This is a genomic window from Jeotgalibaca caeni (genome assembly GCF_028863945.1).
In the GTDB taxonomy this organism is placed as follows: Bacteria; Bacillota; Bacilli; order Lactobacillales; family Aerococcaceae; genus Jeotgalibaca; species Jeotgalibaca caeni.
Genome location: NZ_JARBEA010000029.1, coordinates 16034 through 32812, shown reverse-complemented (window position 1 = coordinate 32812; position 16779 = coordinate 16034). Strand labels below are relative to the sequence as shown.

General features: G+C 41.0%; 12 protein-coding genes. 10 read left to right on the top strand and 2 right to left on the bottom strand.

Going from position 1 to position 16779, the window contains the following annotated elements; all coding sequences use genetic code 11:
- The first annotated feature begins 206 nt into the window (after nt 1-206).
- The 6 genes from PVE40_RS07565 to nth all read left to right on the top strand — a co-directional run bounded on the left by PVE40_RS07565 (nt 207) and on the right by nth (nt 7471).
- Nucleotides 207-2981, top strand: coding sequence for an exonuclease domain-containing protein (locus tag PVE40_RS07565; protein WP_274731288.1), 2775 nt, complete (start codon nt 207-209; stop codon nt 2979-2981).
- Nucleotides 2982-3057: 76 nt separating this feature from the next.
- Nucleotides 3058-3537 carry a cell wall elongation regulator TseB-like domain-containing protein gene (locus PVE40_RS07560; protein WP_274731287.1) on the top strand — a complete coding sequence of 160 codons (480 nt, stop codon included), beginning with the start codon at nt 3058-3060 and terminating at the stop codon, nt 3535-3537.
- Nucleotides 3538-3554: 17 nt separating this feature from the next.
- A complete protein-coding gene (locus PVE40_RS07555) occupies nt 3555-4748 on the top strand; it encodes a pyridoxal phosphate-dependent aminotransferase (RefSeq protein ID WP_274731286.1) in 1194 nt (397 codons plus the stop codon).
- 21 nt (nt 4749-4769) lie between these two features.
- Nucleotides 4770-6053: an asparagine--tRNA ligase gene (asnS, locus tag PVE40_RS07550; protein ID WP_420828521.1), complete on the top strand. Its 1284-nt coding sequence runs from the start codon at nt 4770-4772 to the stop codon at nt 6051-6053.
- An 87-nt stretch (nt 6054-6140) separates the two neighbouring features.
- Nucleotides 6141-6827 carry a DnaD domain-containing protein gene (locus PVE40_RS07545; RefSeq protein ID WP_274731284.1) on the top strand — a complete coding sequence of 229 codons (687 nt, stop codon included), beginning with the start codon at nt 6141-6143 and terminating at the stop codon, nt 6825-6827.
- A gap of 14 nt (nt 6828-6841) precedes the next feature.
- On the top strand, nt 6842-7471 hold the full coding sequence (gene nth, locus PVE40_RS07540) for an endonuclease III (RefSeq protein ID WP_274731283.1): 630 nt from the start codon (nt 6842-6844) through the stop codon (nt 7469-7471).
- 332 nt (nt 7472-7803) lie between these two features.
- On the opposite strand, the gene PVE40_RS07535 is transcribed toward nth, so the two are convergent.
- Entirely contained in the window at nt 7804-10410 is a 2607-nt protein-coding gene (locus tag PVE40_RS07535; RefSeq protein WP_274731282.1) for a PBP1A family penicillin-binding protein, read from the bottom strand.
- A gap of 10 nt (nt 10411-10420) precedes the next feature.
- Nucleotides 10421-11044 (bottom strand): Holliday junction resolvase RecU, encoded by a 624-nt coding sequence (gene recU, locus PVE40_RS07530; protein WP_274731281.1) that lies wholly within the window; start codon nt 11042-11044, stop codon nt 10421-10423.
- 251 nt (nt 11045-11295) lie between these two features.
- Between recU and tig the strand changes: the two genes are divergently transcribed.
- From tig to dnaG, 4 genes are all read left to right on the top strand, one after another.
- On the top strand, nt 11296-12576 hold the full coding sequence (gene tig / locus PVE40_RS07525) for a trigger factor (protein WP_274731280.1): 1281 nt from the start codon (nt 11296-11298) through the stop codon (nt 12574-12576).
- A gap of 210 nt (nt 12577-12786) precedes the next feature.
- Nucleotides 12787-14028: an ATP-dependent Clp protease ATP-binding subunit ClpX gene (gene clpX / locus PVE40_RS07520; protein WP_274731278.1), complete on the top strand. Its 1242-nt coding sequence runs from the start codon at nt 12787-12789 to the stop codon at nt 14026-14028.
- An 80-nt stretch (nt 14029-14108) separates the two neighbouring features.
- Nucleotides 14109-14693 carry a ribosome biogenesis GTP-binding protein YihA/YsxC gene (yihA, locus tag PVE40_RS07515; RefSeq protein ID WP_274731277.1) on the top strand — a complete coding sequence of 195 codons (585 nt, stop codon included), beginning with the start codon at nt 14109-14111 and terminating at the stop codon, nt 14691-14693.
- Nucleotides 14694-14859: 166 nt separating this feature from the next.
- Nucleotides 14860-16722: a DNA primase gene (dnaG, locus tag PVE40_RS07510; RefSeq protein WP_274731276.1), complete on the top strand. Its 1863-nt coding sequence runs from the start codon at nt 14860-14862 to the stop codon at nt 16720-16722.
- Nucleotides 16723-16779: the final 57 nt, after the last annotated feature.

Sequence of the window (16779 nt, the reverse complement as noted above, 5' to 3'; positions counted from 1 at the left end):
TGTATTGCCATCCCTATTATACTCCTGCACGTGATTTTCCGTCATGGCATAGAACGCGGAGCGTTCATAAAGTTTTTTGTGACCAAAAAACAGGTAAACAGGTTTTGTCACACACTCTTTTCAAGAAACCTGTTAATCTGTGCTTTTTTTTAGTAAAATGGACAGAGCAGAACAAATGATATGTTGAATCGGGGTATTTTAGCAAGATGGAAAACCTTCATGAACTATATGCAGTGGTCGATTTAGAGACGACAGGGTCCAGTTTTCGTAAAGGCCATCGAATCATTCAGGTTGGAATTACTATGATTCAAGATGGACAGATGATTCAGGAATATGACTTTACCGTGAACCCTGGCGGGAGAATCCCACCGCTTATCGAAAACCTAACGGGCATTTCAAATAAAGATGTCCGCAATGCGCCTTATTTTGAAGATATTGCCGCTTATCTGTATGGTTTATTAGAGAACTGTACGTTTGTCGCACATAATATTGCATTTGATTATCACTTCTTAAACCAGTCGTTCCAAGCTGTAGGATTACCTCCCATGAAACAAAAAGGAATCGATACAGTGGAATTGAGTAAAATACTGTTCCCCACCATGAAAAGTTATCGCTTAGGCGACTTGTCAACCTTTTTTGGTCTCGAACATGATCATGCCCATGATGCGCTCAGTGATGCCAGAGCAACGGCACAGCTCTTCTTGCGGCTAAAAGAACGTGCAATCCAATTGCCGTATGTCACACTGGAGAAACTCTGTACACTGGCTACGGATATGCAGCGAGATAACCGTGAGTTTTTGGAGAAGTGTCGAGAAGAGGCACTCAAGCATAAGAAACCACTTCCCGAGCACATTCAGGTCAAAAATGGGATTGCCCTACGCAAGAAAACGGTTGAACTGGAACAAACAGCTTATCGTCTAAAAGAAAATTATCAAGTGGCGCAAGCGTGGCCGCTTATTCAAGAAAAATTTGGTTACTCGATTCGTGATAACCAAGAAGCAATGATGCAAGAAATCGAAGCTTATTTTCGTAATCAAGAGAAGCAGTTTGCTGTAGAAGCTCCGCCGGGAACAGGTAAAACGTATGCGTATCTTCTGCCAGCCATTTTGAATGCAACCCCAGAGCGCAAGGCAGTAATCGCTACTTCAACCCTTCTTCTACAGGAACAAATGGAAGAGGTAGTAGAGCAATTACAAGCAGCACTTCCATTTTCTTTTACAACCACATCCCTTTCTAGTAAAACGCATTTGTTGAATTTGGAGCGGTTTGAGAAAATCCGCATTCCCGATTTGACGAATACAGAAGTATTGGTAATGATGAGTTTGTATGTGTGGTTAACGGAGACAGAAACGGGTGATTTAACAGAATTGAGTCCCAGCCATCAAGCTGGAACGTTATTGGAGAGAATCGCTTTTCAAAAACAAGATGGGAAGGTTGCCAGCAAATGGGGGCAAGACGACTTTTATGCGTACCATCACCATAAAGCCAGTCAGTCTAGCGTTCTTTTGACCAATCATGCGTACTTGGCTCATCACATTGATGAAATTAGTGGATGGTGCCAAAAGGGAGAAGCGTTCCTAGTGGTTGATGAGGCGCATCGATTAGCCGGAGCGTTCAAAGAAAAAGAAAAGAACGTTTTTCCCGTTTCCTTAGTGAAAAAGCGCGTACTTCGGTTCTCAAATGATGTCAAAAACTACCGCGAGCATTTGGAGCAACATGCTAGTCAAACATTTCCCCATTACGAACTGATTAACTTTGAATTTGCCTTCAATCGCTTGTATCAATCTTTAATCGATATTGAAGAAGATATGCGCAAAATGGTTTGGCCGCATAATGACTCGCCAAACGATAAAAAGGTAGAAGAAAAAACCATTTCCCTAGGACCAGAACAAATAACTACCGGGAAATTTAATCGCTCTTTACAGAAAGTTAGAAAGCATATTCAGGAAGTATCTCTAACAGGTGAAAGGTATAGGGAATCTGCCTCCACTTCGAAAGACTCCAGCTTCTATCAACGAACCTATGCGTTACATTATGCCTTACAAGATCTACATGAACAGTTGGGCCAGCTGATTAAAGAAGACCCTTTCGCCTACTATGCGCTCTCAGCAGAACGACAGCCTGAATATTTTTATGGAGAATTAGTAAAAGGAAAATGGTTTGTTGGGGATTACCTGAGTGATTTGCTCGCCCAGCATTTTGATAAGCAGCTATATGTCAGTGCAACGTTATTTCTTGATGGGAATGCGGACTACTTTATTCGTACGATTGGAGCGAAAGAATTGCGCGCTCTCCGATACCAATTGGATGAGGCAACGAATGCTCGAAAGCTACACTTATTCGTACCGAGTGATTTAACTCCGATTGCTGAATTAGAAACGGATGATTGGGTGAAGCGAATGAGTTCATTCCTCACTTCGTTAGCCATTGAAACTCAACAAAAAATGATGGTTCTGTTTAATGCCAATCAAGCTTTGGAAGGTGTATTTCGAGAACTTCGCCTCCAAATGGAACAGGATGATAGAAACATTGATGTTTTGGCACAAGGCTATTCCGGCAGCAGAAGACGAATGCATCGCCGCTTCGTGGAGGCTGAACAAGCAGTGTTGTTGGGAAGTGGGATGTATTGGGAAGGGATTGATTTTCCAGAGAAACCAGTTGAAATTTTGGTAATCACTCGCTTGCCGTTTGATGCTCCTAATAAGCCTGAGAACCTTGCGATGGAACGTTATTACCGCTCTGTTGGGAAGAATGTGTTCCGAGAAGAGTTTTTGCCTCGCATGCTCATTCGACTCGCACAAGGGTTGGGTCGAATTTCCAGAAATGAATCAGAAGTTGGTGTTTTAGTCTGTCTGGACACACGTCTGGTTCGTAGTCCTTACGCCAAACAAGTAAAAGAATTGTTGCCGGAACAGACTGAAATAAATCAGACCGAACTCCAACAAGTTATTGAAGAAATAAAAAAAATAAGAGAACAGTAATTCCCAAAATGCAGAAAATTCAGTATGATAGGGGAAGCAAGTCTGTGTTAGGATTTTGAAAGGAAGAAGGGTTTTTTTGAAGCGGACAATAATCATGAGTCTTATTGGTGTGCTATTCGTTTTAATTTTAGGTTCCTATTCGTTATTTTTTTATGCCCAACGCCCTTTGGTTCGTGCTAAGAGTGAAGCAACGGCTATTGCAAAAGAACAAGCTGGTATTGAAAAAGCAATGGATTTTTATTGGTATAACGGTGGTGTAGACACGTATTTTACAGTAGGCGGTTATACGAATGAAGAGGAGTACCAATATGTCGTCATTAAGCAAAATGGCGGAAACACGTGGACCTTTTCTTCCCAAGAAATTGTGACGGAGGAAGAAGCGAAATCTATTTTATTGGCTCTGAAACAGCCGTCCGATATTTTGGAAGCTCGAATCGGGATGGAGAAAGAAGAACCGTTCTGGGAAGTTGCTTATCAAGATGAAGAAGGTCAATTAGGTTACATCATTATTTCTGCTCGTACTGGTGAATTGATAAGAGAATTTCAAGATATTTAAGACGGGGAGTGACGAGAATGGTTAAAATTTCGAAGAGAATCGCTCAAGTAGCGGAGTCGCCAACATTGGCAACATCCGCCAAGGTAAAAGAGTTAAAAGCTCAAGGACATGACATCATTAGTCTAACAGTAGGAGAACCGGATTTTGAAACACCAAAACAAATCCGGGATGCTGCGATTGAGGCCATCTCGCAGAATAAAGTAAATCACTACACCCCTGCAGCAGGTATCCTTCCTTTGCGTCAAGCAATCGTTGATTATTATCAAAAGTATGAAGGACTAGATTACCAGATTAACCAAGTGATCGTAACAGAAGGAGCCAAAAATGCGCTCTACTCGCTTTTTCAAGTACTATTGGATGAGGGAGACGAAGTGATGATTCTCGCTCCTTATTGGGTCAGCTACACGGAGCAAGTGAAGCTGGCTGGTGGAGTCAATGTCATCATTGAAGCAGAAATGGAGAATCAATTTAAGGTAACGGTGGATGAATTAGAGAAGCATCGGACTGACAAGACGGTAGCGATTGTCCTTAATTCACCTAATAATCCAACGGGTTCAATTTATTCGAAGGAAGAATTGACTGCGATTGGAAATTGGGCAGTAGAACACGATATTGTCATTGTTGCTGATGAAATTTATGCGAAGCTTTGCTACAATGGAAACGAAGCTGTTTCGATTGCTTCCCTTTCAGAAGAAATCAAAAAACAAACGATCATCATCAATGGCGTGAGTAAAACGTATGCCATGACAGGATGGCGAATCGGATACGCATTGGGAAATAAAGAAGTGATTGGCAAAATGATTGACCTGGCCAACCATTCTACCTCTAACCCAGCTGGTCCAAGCCAGTACGCTGCGTTAGCGGCTCTAGAAGGAGAACAAGATTTTGTCGAAAAAATGCGCCAAACCTATGAGAAAAGGTTGAGCCATTTCTTCCCCTTGTTAGAGAGTATTCCCGGCTTTCGAGTGCTGAAGCCTCAAGGAGCTTTCTATGTCTTCGCTCATGTAAAAGAAGCTGCTGAACAAACAGGCTATCAATCTGTCAGTGACTTTTCCTTAGCGATGATTGAAGAGGCGAAAGTAGCTGTTGTCAGCGGAGACGGATTTGGATTCCCGGATTATGTGCGAATCAGCTATACGCAAGATGAAGAAACATTGACTGAGGCAGTAAATCGCATCAAAGCATTTATCGAGAAAAAGACGAAGGAGTAGTGCATGTTGGAACGAATTACAATGAAGCAAGCAAAAGATTACGTAGGAAAAGAAGTAAGAATAGGTGCATGGGTCACCAATAAACGGAGCAGCGGTAAAATCGCATTTATCCAATTGCGTGACGGCGACTATTATTTCCAAGGAATCGTTGTGAAAAACGATGTAGGAGAAGAAGTATTCCAAATCGCTAAATCCTTAACCCAAGAAACATCTATCTTTGTAGACGGAGTGGTTCAAGAAGATACTCGTTCTGCATTAGGTTATGAATTATTAGTTAAAAATATTGAAGTAGTTGGAGAGAGCCACGACTACCCAATTACACCAAAAGAACACGGAACTGAATTCTTGATGGATCACCGTCATTTGTGGCTACGTTCTACCAAACAACATGCCATCATGAAAATTCGGAATGAAATCATCCGTGCAACTTATGAGTTCTTTAACAAAGAAGGATTCCTAAAAATTGATCCACCAATCTTAACGAGCAGTTCTCCAGAAGGTACCACAGAACTATTCCATACGAAGTACTTCGATGAAGATGCATTCTTAACACAAAGTGGTCAGTTATACATGGAAGCTGGGGCAATGGCATTTGGCAAGGTGTTCTCTTTTGGACCGACCTTCCGTGCTGAAAAGTCTAAAACACGCCGCCATTTGATTGAATTCTGGATGATTGAACCAGAAATGGCCTTTACTTCTCAAGATGAGAGTTTAGTTGTTCAAGAAAACTATGTCAGCTACCTGGTACAATCGGTATTAGATAATTGCGGCGATTACCTAGATACATTAGGTCGTGACAAAGAAGTATTGAAGAAATACACACAACTTCCATATGACCGTATTTCTTATGATGATGCGATTCAATTATTACAAGATAATGGATTTGAGGATATTCAATGGGGCGATGATTTTGGTTCTCCACATGAAACGTTCATTGCGAACCAATCAGAGAAACCAGTCTTTATTTTGAACTATCCAAAAGCAATCAAACCATTCTACATGAAGAATCACCCTGAACGAGAAGATGTAGTACTGTGTGCAGACTTGATTGCACCAGAAGGCTATGGTGAAATTATTGGCGGTAGCGAACGGATTTATGACTACGAACAAATGCGCAGCCAAATTGAGAAATTCGGTTTGAGCTTAGAAGATTACCAATGGTACCTCGATTTAAGTCGCTACGGTTCTGTGCCTCATTCCGGATTCGGATTAGGTTTAGAACGTACCGTTACTTGGATTACTGGAACCGAACATATTCGTGAAGCGATTCCGTTCCCACGTCTATTGAACCGGATCTACCCATAATCGAATAATTTCTTTAGTGGAACAGTAGAACGTTGATGCTGTTCCACTTCCTATTTGTTTTTAAGTAAGAAGAAAGAGAGGTGCGTTATGACAGATGCATTTGAACGTTGGTTGAATCAAGGGCATACAACGATTCGAAATGGCTTATTGGAGCATTATGGTGCGCTAGGGTTAACAGAGACCGAACTTGTTTTTGTGATTCAACTACAAAGTTACTTCAACCAAAATATTTACTTTCCGAACTTGGGCGAGATTGCCTTGCGTATGGGGAAAAAAGAAGCAGAGATTTTCACCGTTTTACATGCACTTATTCAAAAAAAATGTATTTCCATTACCTCGGAAAAGGACGAAGCGGGAATGGTTTCTGATCGCTATTCGTTGAACCCCTTATATAAAAAACTATCGCTCCTTTTTGAACGTGAGAATGACAGGCCGGAAGGGGACAAGGATGAAGTGAATCTTCTGGAAGTGTTCCAGCAAGAATTTGGACGTTTATTGACTCCAATCGAAATGCAGACCATTGGAGAATGGTTGGATAAGGATTATTATTCAAAGGACATTATCTTAGAAGCGCTACGAGAAGCGGTCCTCAATCAAAAATACAGTCTGAAGTACATGGATCGTATTTTGATGTCATGGGAGAAAAAGAATATTAAGACGACTTATCAAGCAAAAGAAGAGTCGAAGCGGTTCTATCAATCCCATCATGCTCCTGTTGAAGAGGAGTGGGATGATGAAGAGGATATTCCATTGTTTAACTGGTTGGAATCATAGTAAGGAGGAAACAGATGCTGACAAGCGAACAATGTGTGCAAGCAATTGAAATAATGGGGGAAATGTTTCCAGAAGCGAAGTGCGAATTGAATCATCAAAATGCATTTGAACTTTTAGTAGCAACTATTTTAAGCGCTCAAGCTACAGATGTTTCCGTCAATAAAGTTACTCCTGCATTATTTCAGGCTTATCCCGCTCCTGAAGACCTAGCAAACGCAGATGAAACGGAGATTATGGCGATTATTAATTCAATCGGATTGTATCGCAATAAAGCAAAGTACTTGCGGAAAATGGCAGGGATGCTGGTGGCCGAGTATGGCGGAGAAGTACCGCAAACGAGAGAAGAGCTGGTGCGTCTTCCAGGTGTCGGAAGAAAGACTGCCAATGTGGTTTTAAGCGTCGCCTTTCATATCCCGGCGATTGCAGTAGATACGCATGTGGAAAGAGTGACCAAGCGGTTGAAAATGGTACCCCAAGAAGCGAATGTCTTAGAAGTAGAACAAACATTGATGGAGAAGCTTCCATCTGAAATCTGGGGTATCGCGCATCATCGTTTGATTTTTTATGGTCGGTATCGTTGCACAGCCCGGAAACCGGATTGTGAAGCATGTGATTACATTTTGCGTGCAGTTGGTGCGCGATAATTTATTTTTGTCAAAACAGTCTAGGAAAAAATCAAAAAATAAGAAACGAAAGTAGCTCTCGCAACTCTTTTTAATGGGTGGCGAGAGCTATTTTCTTGTATTTTTTTTTGCGTTGATCATTGGTTCTGTGTAAATCTTTCGCTTTGATAGAGGGAGCAAACGTTTCGCTATCACAACGATAAAGCCATTATCATTGTGATAGGGTGCGATTGGTATCAGCTAGCGCAACGGAACAGATTCTTCCGTTGCGCTAGGATGAAATATTGTTAACGTATCACAACGATTAGCAATAAAAAAAGAGGCGGAAAAAGTTCCGACCCCTTTTTTTATGCCTAAGCTGCTTCATCGCTGGAAGCAGCTTCTTCACTTGTTTCTTCATCTGCTGCAGGTTCTTCAGGTTCCTCTGCTTCTGATTCACTTGATTCTTCTTGACTGGAGCTTTCAGCGCTACTTTCGCTGGAAGACTCTTCCGAAGAGGAGGAGCTGCTTTCGCTTGAGCTTTCTTTTTCCTCTTCTTTTTCTTCTTTGTCTTTCTCATCTTCTGGTTGCGCAATACTGATGGTAATGGAAGCACCAGGAGAGGTTGTCGATCCGATTTTAGCTACTAAGGAAATAGTTACATTTCCAGGAGCTGGGTTTGCAAGGGTTACTTCAGTTGCAGTAGTCGTCTGTGATTGTCCTCCTACTGTAACCGTGAATTGTGGCGTCCGGTTGTCACCTTCTGCCAGAGCATACGCATCCCATGAAACTTTTAATTCTTTTTTGTTTTGATCGTAGCTTGCTTTCAAACCTGTTGGAGCTTTAAAGGCTTCTCCATATTTTTTAGATACTTGTGTTGGCGCTGTTCCTTGGACAAATAATTCGGTAATCTGCATATTTGCAGGAGTATTTGGACCTGGCTTCGCGAGCGGCTTCGAGTATTTTTCAATCGTTGCTTCAACTACGGAATCAGGTTTTACCCAATCGAACGTTTCAACATCTTGTGACGCATAACTCATTAATTGACTATAGATGTACCGAGTAATATTTCTCGTTTCGTAAGTTAGATAGTTGCCCATGTCGATTTCTGGATAACCGAGCCAAACGGAAATAGCATAATTTGGTGAGTATCCAACGAACCAAGAATCTTTCCCAACGTTTTCTACATTCTCGGCGCCAACTAATGCCAATTCATCATCCGTAAAGTTAGAAGTTCCTGTTTTACCAGCATGAGGAAGGCCAGGGATTTGCGCTTCCGGAGCACTGTAGGTGATTACTTCTTTAAGCATATCGGTAATCATGTAAGCCGTTGATTCTTTCATTGCTTGTGTACCGGAAGGTTCGAATTCATAGACTTTACCTTCTGAATCAGTAACGGAGCGGACCGTAAATGGTTCATAATAGGTTCCGCCGTTTGCGAAGGCTGCATAAGCGGCTGCCAGGCGAACCGAGGAGATGTCCCCGCGAATCGCATTGGATTCAACTAAACCATCTTCGTTGCTGTTAATCGTGCTAGCGTCGATTCCTAATTTGCTTAAGAATGCACTCGCATTATCATAACCGACTTCTTGAAGCAATTTAGCTGCTGGAACATTTCTGGAATCTACGAGAGATTCACGTAGCGTCATGTCACCCTTATAGAGACGGTCATAGTTATACAACGGATTTCCGTCTTGGAACTCGTATTCCTCATCCACAACGGTTTGACCGGTCGAGTAGTTGAGGTATTCAATAGCAGGAGCATAGTCGATTAATGGTTTAATCGTTGAAGCGACATCACGATTTTGTTGATTGGCATAATTGACTGCCATTTGGTGATCATTTTTACGGTTACCGATTACGGCTTGAACAGCACCAGTGTGAACATCAACCATCGTAACAGCTGTTTGTATTTCATCGTCAGGGAACAGGACATATTCGTCGGTATTAACGATATCGTACAGATGTTGTTGGGCATCCATATCTAAATTCGTTTGGATAACCAAACCACCCATTTCAGCTTCTAAGCCGGTTTTTTCGTAAACTTCGTCAACAACTAATTGTAAGTAGGAGTCGATAACGAGCGAATAGTCTACTTCGTTTGAATGGTCGACCAAATTTTCTGTAACAGGTGCTTCTAGCGCTTCGTTTCTTTCTTCTGGTGTAATTTTTTCGTTTTCTACCATCATTGCCAATACAATGTTTCGTCTCTCTTTTGTTTCTTCTGGATTTACATAAGGGTCATAATAAGAAGGGGCTTGTGGAAGTCCTGCTAAAGTTGCTGCTTCTTGTAAATTAATGTCACTTAATTCTTTACCGAAGTAATATTCTGCTGCTGTACCCATTCCGTAAGCATTATTTCCCATGTACACTTTATTAATGTAGAGCGCCAAGATTTCATCTTTTGAAAGAACTTGTTCTAGTTGGATTGCCATCCATGCTTCTTGGGCTTTCCGTTTCAAGGTTTGGTCTTCTTCAGAGGTTGAGAAGTAAGAAAGCTTAATCAGCTGCTGAGTAATCGTACTTCCTCCTTGAGAAACACCACCTTCTTGTAAGTTCGCAAAGGCTGCACCCAAGATACGAATGGGGTCAACGCCGATGTGATCGTAGAAACGTTGATCTTCGATGGAGACAACTGCATCTTGTAACACTTGAGGAATCTCTTCAATCGAAACTAATTCCCGGTTTTGTGAACCAGCGCCTACTTCTTTAACCACATTCCCGTCTATATCCAAGATTTGTGAAGGGACGGGGTCAGTCAGGTCCGCCCGGTCGATTTCTGGTGCGCTGGATACATAATAGAAGAAGAGAACCGCTCCAGCTACTACACCAAGTACTCCTAATCCGACAATCGAAAGAATGATTTTCTTCCAAATAGAGCCTTTCTTTTGTTTTCTTTTCTTATTTACTGGTTTTTTCTTTTTTTGTTGCGCGCGCGTTTGCGCAGATTTTTCATTATTATTTTTACTTCTTGTGGGCATTCTTTTCACCTCATACCTTTATTTCTGTTTGCAACATTTTTTCTATGGCGGCTACGTAATCAAGTGAAGGTTGGAAACCTCGTTCTATCTCATATCCATTCTTTTCAATAAAAGAAAGGGGGATAGATTTACGTTTATCTGCATCGGTTTGTTGATGCCAGAAGAGAGAGACGTGCTGGCTACCTAGAAGGAACACGCGATTCAAAGTGGAAAAAAGAATCAACACAAAGGTGATTCCACCCATCTTACGACATTGATCCATATGGATAATCTGGTGTTCATGAAAGTTCTTGAGAGGGAAGGAGGCTTTGTTCCTTGTTTCTTTCGCCTCAAAGTCGATATAGTATCCTTTGTATATCCCGTTGAAGTCTGTTGTAGAAGAGTGCCGGTAGTAGGCTTCTCGGATAACCGCAGCACTTCTTTTTGGATAATCCACCTTTACTACTTGAATGGGGGTTGGTTTCTTGTGAATGACGGCAATCCCTCTTTCCAAATAGTAACGATTCGAATCGTTGATATCCTCTTCTAAACTCATTCCTCGTTTCCCATATTCAACAGGTGCTTTCTTTTTCTTCCTTTCGATGACTTCTTTCGGAGCTTGATAGATTTTCCCGTTTGGGTAGTTAATCGTCATGGTTGTTCACTTCCTCTTTCAGATTGTAGCAGTATCTTCCTTAAATGTGTGAAAAAATCGTTTAAGAAGTTATTAAGAAGAAAGACGGCCAGCTATCAAGTCTGTAAAATTTTACCATCAATTCGAAATTTTTCAAGTTGTAAAGCGAACTAACCTTGCTTTTTTATTTACATTACCAATGTTCTAGTGTAAACTTAATGAGTATGCAATCACGAAGATTGCGAATATGAAACGATTTTGGAGGAAAGCAAATGACTGCCAATTGGGAAAAAACAGGCACAAATGAAGGTGTCCTAACTTTTGAAATATCTGCAGAAACAATGAAAGCTGAAATGGATAACGTGTTCAAAAAGGTAAGAAAGAACATTAATGTTCCTGGATTCAGAAAAGGAAAGGTTCCTCGTCATATCTTTAACAAGACATACGGTGAAGAGTCTCTATTTGAAGATGCGTTGAACGCGGCACTACCTGATGCTTATGAAGCAGCAGTGAAAGAAGCAGGAATCGAACCTGTATCACAACCAAAAATTGACATCAAGAGCATGGAAAAAGGTCAACCATGGGTAATGACTGCAGAAGTTACTGTGAAGCCAGAAGTAAAACTTGGCGAATACAAAAACTTAACAGTTGAAAAACAAGACCGTGAAGTAACAGATGCGGATGTTGAAGATGCATTGAAGCAACGTCAAGAACGTCATGCAGAACTTGCTATCAAAGAAGACGCTGCTGTAGAAGGCGACACAGTTGTAATCGACTATGAAGGTTTCTTGGGCAACGAAGCATTTGAAGGCGGAAAAGACCAAAACCATTCTCTAGAACTAGGATCAAATTCATTTATCCCTGGTTTCGAAGAGCAATTGGTTGGTGTGAAAGCTGGCGAAGAGAAAGACGTAGTTGTTACATTCCCAGAAGATTACCAAGCAGCTGATTTAGCTGGTAAAGAAGCTACCTTTAAAGTAGTGGTTCATGAAGTAAAAGCAAAAGAACTTCCAGAACTTGACGACGAGTTCGCTAAAGACGTAGACGAAACCGTTGAAACTTTGGACGAATTGAAAGCTAAAATCCGTAAAGAACTAGAAGACAGCAAGAATGCAGCAGCTGATGAAGCAGTCCAAGACGAAGCAATCAGCAAAGCAGTAGAGAACGCTGAAGTAGTTGACCTACCATACGTAATGGTTCATGACGAAGTACACCGTCAAATGGACTTGTTCTTGAACGATATGCAAAGACAAGGAATCTCTCCTGAATTGTACTATCAAATTACTGGAACAACTGAACAAGACTTGCATAAACAAATGGAAGTTGACGCAGATGTTCGCACAAAAACAACACTAGTTTTGGAAGAAATTATCAAAGCTGAGAACATCGAAGTAACAGAAGAAGAAATTGCTGAAGAAATTCAAACATTAGCAGGCCAATACAACATGGATGCAGAACGGGTTCGTGGATTGGTAAGCAACGACATGTTGACAAACGACATCAAGATGAAAAAAGCAATGGCAATCGTAACTGACTCTGCTGTTGAAGCATAATCGAGATAAGTAAAACTCAAAAGGGACATTGCGTGTAGCAGGTGTCCCTTTTGTTTAGGATAAAGGGGAAATACCCCGAAACAGCAGGTAGAGACAAAATACTTTTTTATTTGGTCAGAATATGTTAAGATAAATTGCATTCTTAAATGAGTCCCCGAGTGAATGGGGAGCTAAACAAGAGATACTTAAATAATAGAAAGGAGAATGCAAATGTTTCGAGATGACGGCACGAGCATTCACTGTTCCTTTTGTGGAAAGTCTTCTGATCAAGTAAAGAAAATCATTGCTGGACCAGATGTATACATTTGTAATGAGTGTATTGACTTATGTAAGGAAATAATTGATGAAGAAATTTACAACACAGAAGAAGTAGAGTTTACGGACATTCCAAAACCACAAGAAATTCGTAAAATTCTTAGTGAATATGTAATTGGGCAAGATGTAGCGAAGAAGACTCTGTCTGTTGCTGTTTACAACCATTACAAACGAATCAGCCAAGCACCTAGCCAAAAAGAAGACGAAGTAGAATTACAAAAAAGTAATATCTGCCTGATTGGTCCTACTGGATCAGGAAAAACCTTCTTAGCTCAAACGTTGGCACGTATTTTGAATGTTCCTTTCGCGATTGCAGATGCAACGAGCTTGACGGAAGCAGGATATGTCGGTGAAGACGTGGAAAACATCCTATTGAAGTTGTTACAAGCTTCTGATTATGATGTAGAGCGTGCACAACGCGGCATCATTTACATCGATGAAATCGACAAGATTGCTCGTAAGAGTGAGAATGTCTCCATTACTCGCGATGTAAGTGGGGAAGGGGTGCAACAAGCTCTCCTTAAAATTCTTGAAGGTACAGTTGCGAACGTTCCACCACAAGGCGGGCGCAAGCATCCACATCAAGAGTTTATCCAGTTTGATACCACAAATATCCTGTTCATCGTGGGCGGAGCGTTTGATGGAATTGAAACAATCGTTAAAGAACGCCTAGGTGCAAAAGTAATCGGATTTGGCACAACAAAAGCCAAAGAAGATTCAGAAAAAAGCTTAATGCAACAAATTATTCCCGAAGACTTATTGAAATTTGGTTTAATTCCAGAATTCATCGGTCGTCTACCGATTATGGCTGCTTTGGAAAAACTTACAGAAGCTGACTTGGTTCATATTTTGACGGAACCAAAAAATGCGTTGGTAAAACAATATCAAAAACTATTGGATATCGACGGAGTTACGCTTGAGTTTGAAGAAACTGCTTTGCAAAAAATTGCTAAGAAAGCAATCGACCGCAATACAGGAGCACGGGGACTACGTTCTATCATTGAAAATGTTATGTTGGATATTATGTATGAAATCCCTAGTCGTGATGAAATTTCCAAGGTGATTATTACAGAAGACATCATTGACGGAGAAGGAAAACCACTTCTATACGGCGACGATCAACGTCTCATTAGCTAATAAAGGACAAAAAACCAATGTATCGGAATTTTCCATACATTGGTTTTTTCCTCGATTTTATTCCAAAGGAAGTGAAAAACATGCAAGTACATGACGCTGAGATTATTATTAGCGCTGTTACACCGAAACAGTACCCGGATACGGGGCTTCCAGAAATTGCTCTTGCAGGCCGGTCAAATGTAGGGAAATCTTCTTTTATTAATAAGATGATTAACCGGAAGGCATTGGCTCGAACCTCAAGTAAACCTGGGAAAACCCAGACCTTGAATTACTATCTGATTAACAAAGAATTTTATTTTGTGGATGTTCCGGGATATGGGTACGCAAAAGTATCCAAAACGGAACGTGCAAAATGGGGCGAAATGCTAGAAACGTATTTCACCCAACGAGATGTACTAAAACACGTCTTTTTAGTCGTCGATTTCCGACACCCACCTACTGCAGATGATGTCATGATGAAGGAATTTATTGATTTTTATCAAATTCCTTACACGGTTTTAGCCACGAAGATTGATAAAATTCCGCGTGGGAAATGGAACCAACATGCTGCGCAAACGAAAAAAACTCTTCAACTGCCAAGTGACAATCATCTGATCCTCTTCTCTAGTGAAACGGGAGAAGGAAAAGAACAAGCTTGGAAAGTGATTCAACAATATTTAAGTTAGCCTTGAACGAAGGTGATGAAGTAGTAGTGTAATTCCGTAAGGGACTATACTACTATTTTCATCTTCTTTGGTACGCGTCCATTGCTAAAGAGGCAATTATTTGGTATAATTTAAGTTGTATATTTATGCACATTTTCGAATGTAACACTTAAAAGAGGTGGTGTCATTGGCAACTCGAGTTCCGGAAGAGACCATCAATAAAATCCGCACCGAAACGAATATCGTCGATGTGGTTAGTCAGTACGTACAATTAAAAAAACGGGGAAAGAACTACTTTGGTTTTTGTCCATTTCATGATGAACGAACTCCTTCCTTTTCTGTAACGGATGAGAAACAAATTTTTCATTGCTTTAGTTGTGGGCGAGGGGGAAATGTTTTTTCATTTTTAATGGAAGTTGAAGGGATTGGCTTTATAGAAGCCGTTCAAAAAACTGCAGAAATTGCGGAAATCCCGCTTGACCTTCAGTTGAACGATTCTGAACCTCGCAGTCCGTTGCACAACAAAAAAGAACAGCTCATTGCGATTCATGAAGCGGCAGTAGCTTTTTATCATCAGGTTTTGATGAATACAGTGACGGGTGAAGGGGCGCTGGCTTACTTAAAACAACGAGGATTCACCGAAGAATTATTAAAAGAATTCCAAGTAGGATTCTCTCCTCCAAATAAGTTAACGACCCAGCAAATCTTAGCTAAACAAAATTTCAACCATGAAGCATTACAAGAGTCAGGTATTTTTACGGACCGCAGTGAGAATGGGGAATTATTGGACCGCTTTGCAGCACGGATTATGTTTCCGTTGAGAGATGAAAAAGGACGAACGGTCGCCTTTTCGGGACGAATGTTGCCGAATGAGGAACCCGTTCAGTCTGACTATCATGAAGCAAAGTATCTAAACAGTCCGGAAACCATCATTTTCTCAAAGCGCAACTTTCTCTTTAACTTGGATAAAGCGCGTAAAGAGATGCGTAAGACTTCAGAAGTTATCTTATTTGAAGGATACATGGATGTAATCTCTGCCTTTCAAGCCGGTGTGACAAACGGTGTGGCTTCAATGGGGACTTCCTTAACGGATGAGCAAATTCGGATGATGAATAAGCTTGTCGACTCAGTCGTCATTTCTTATGATGGAGATCGTGCAGGAATCGAGGCGACAAAGAAGGCGATTGATTTACTTCAAGTAGGCAATCGGTTCGATTTGTCCGTCTTTCCCTTGCCGCCTGGGATGGATCCAGATGATTACATTCAAGCAAAAGGCGCAGAAGCCTTTCGACATGCAATCACGACACAAAGAGAAACCATCTTCCATTTTCAAGGCAGGTATTTACGCAGTCAGATCAATATGGATTCAGAGAAAGATCGCATTCACTATTTGGAACAAATGGTGAAGTTGTTAGTGAAAGTTGATTCCATCATTGAACGTGAAATGTACTTGAATGAATTAGCGCAAGACTTTGATATGGATGCTAATGTATTAAAGAAGCAGCTTCAAGAATATCAAAAAGATCATCTGAAAAACCAGACAAAAGAACGCAAGCAAGCCAAAGAAGAACCCATCGTAACAACCATCCAACCTTCTGTGAAGAAAAAATACAACTTGGTTGAAGTCAGCGAACGGCAACTGCTATACCGCTTATTCCATCATGAAGAAGCGTGGTCTTACTTGCGGGAATTGAGTCCTGATTTCCATTTTACCGATGAAACGCATCAGACGATTTATATGTTGTACGATGCCTTTCATGATGAAATGGAGGAGGTCGGTCATATCGATGCGTTCTTGGACTGGGTAAAGGATGTAAAGTTGATTGAGAAGGTAATTGAGATTGAAATGATTGATCTGCAGGCGGATCTTTCTCCTCAGGAAATAACCGATTTAATTGGTGTGATTGGCTCTCAGTCGCTGCATACACGCATCCAACAAAAGAAAAATGCCATTAAAGAGGCAAATCGGGATCAAGATAAAGAACGGGCGAAACAGCTTTTAGAAGAGTACATCGTACTTACCCGAGAATTAAAGCAAACAAAGCAGTAATCCGTATTGAAATGGAGGAATCATTTTATGTCGATTAAAAAAAATGAACAAGGCCTT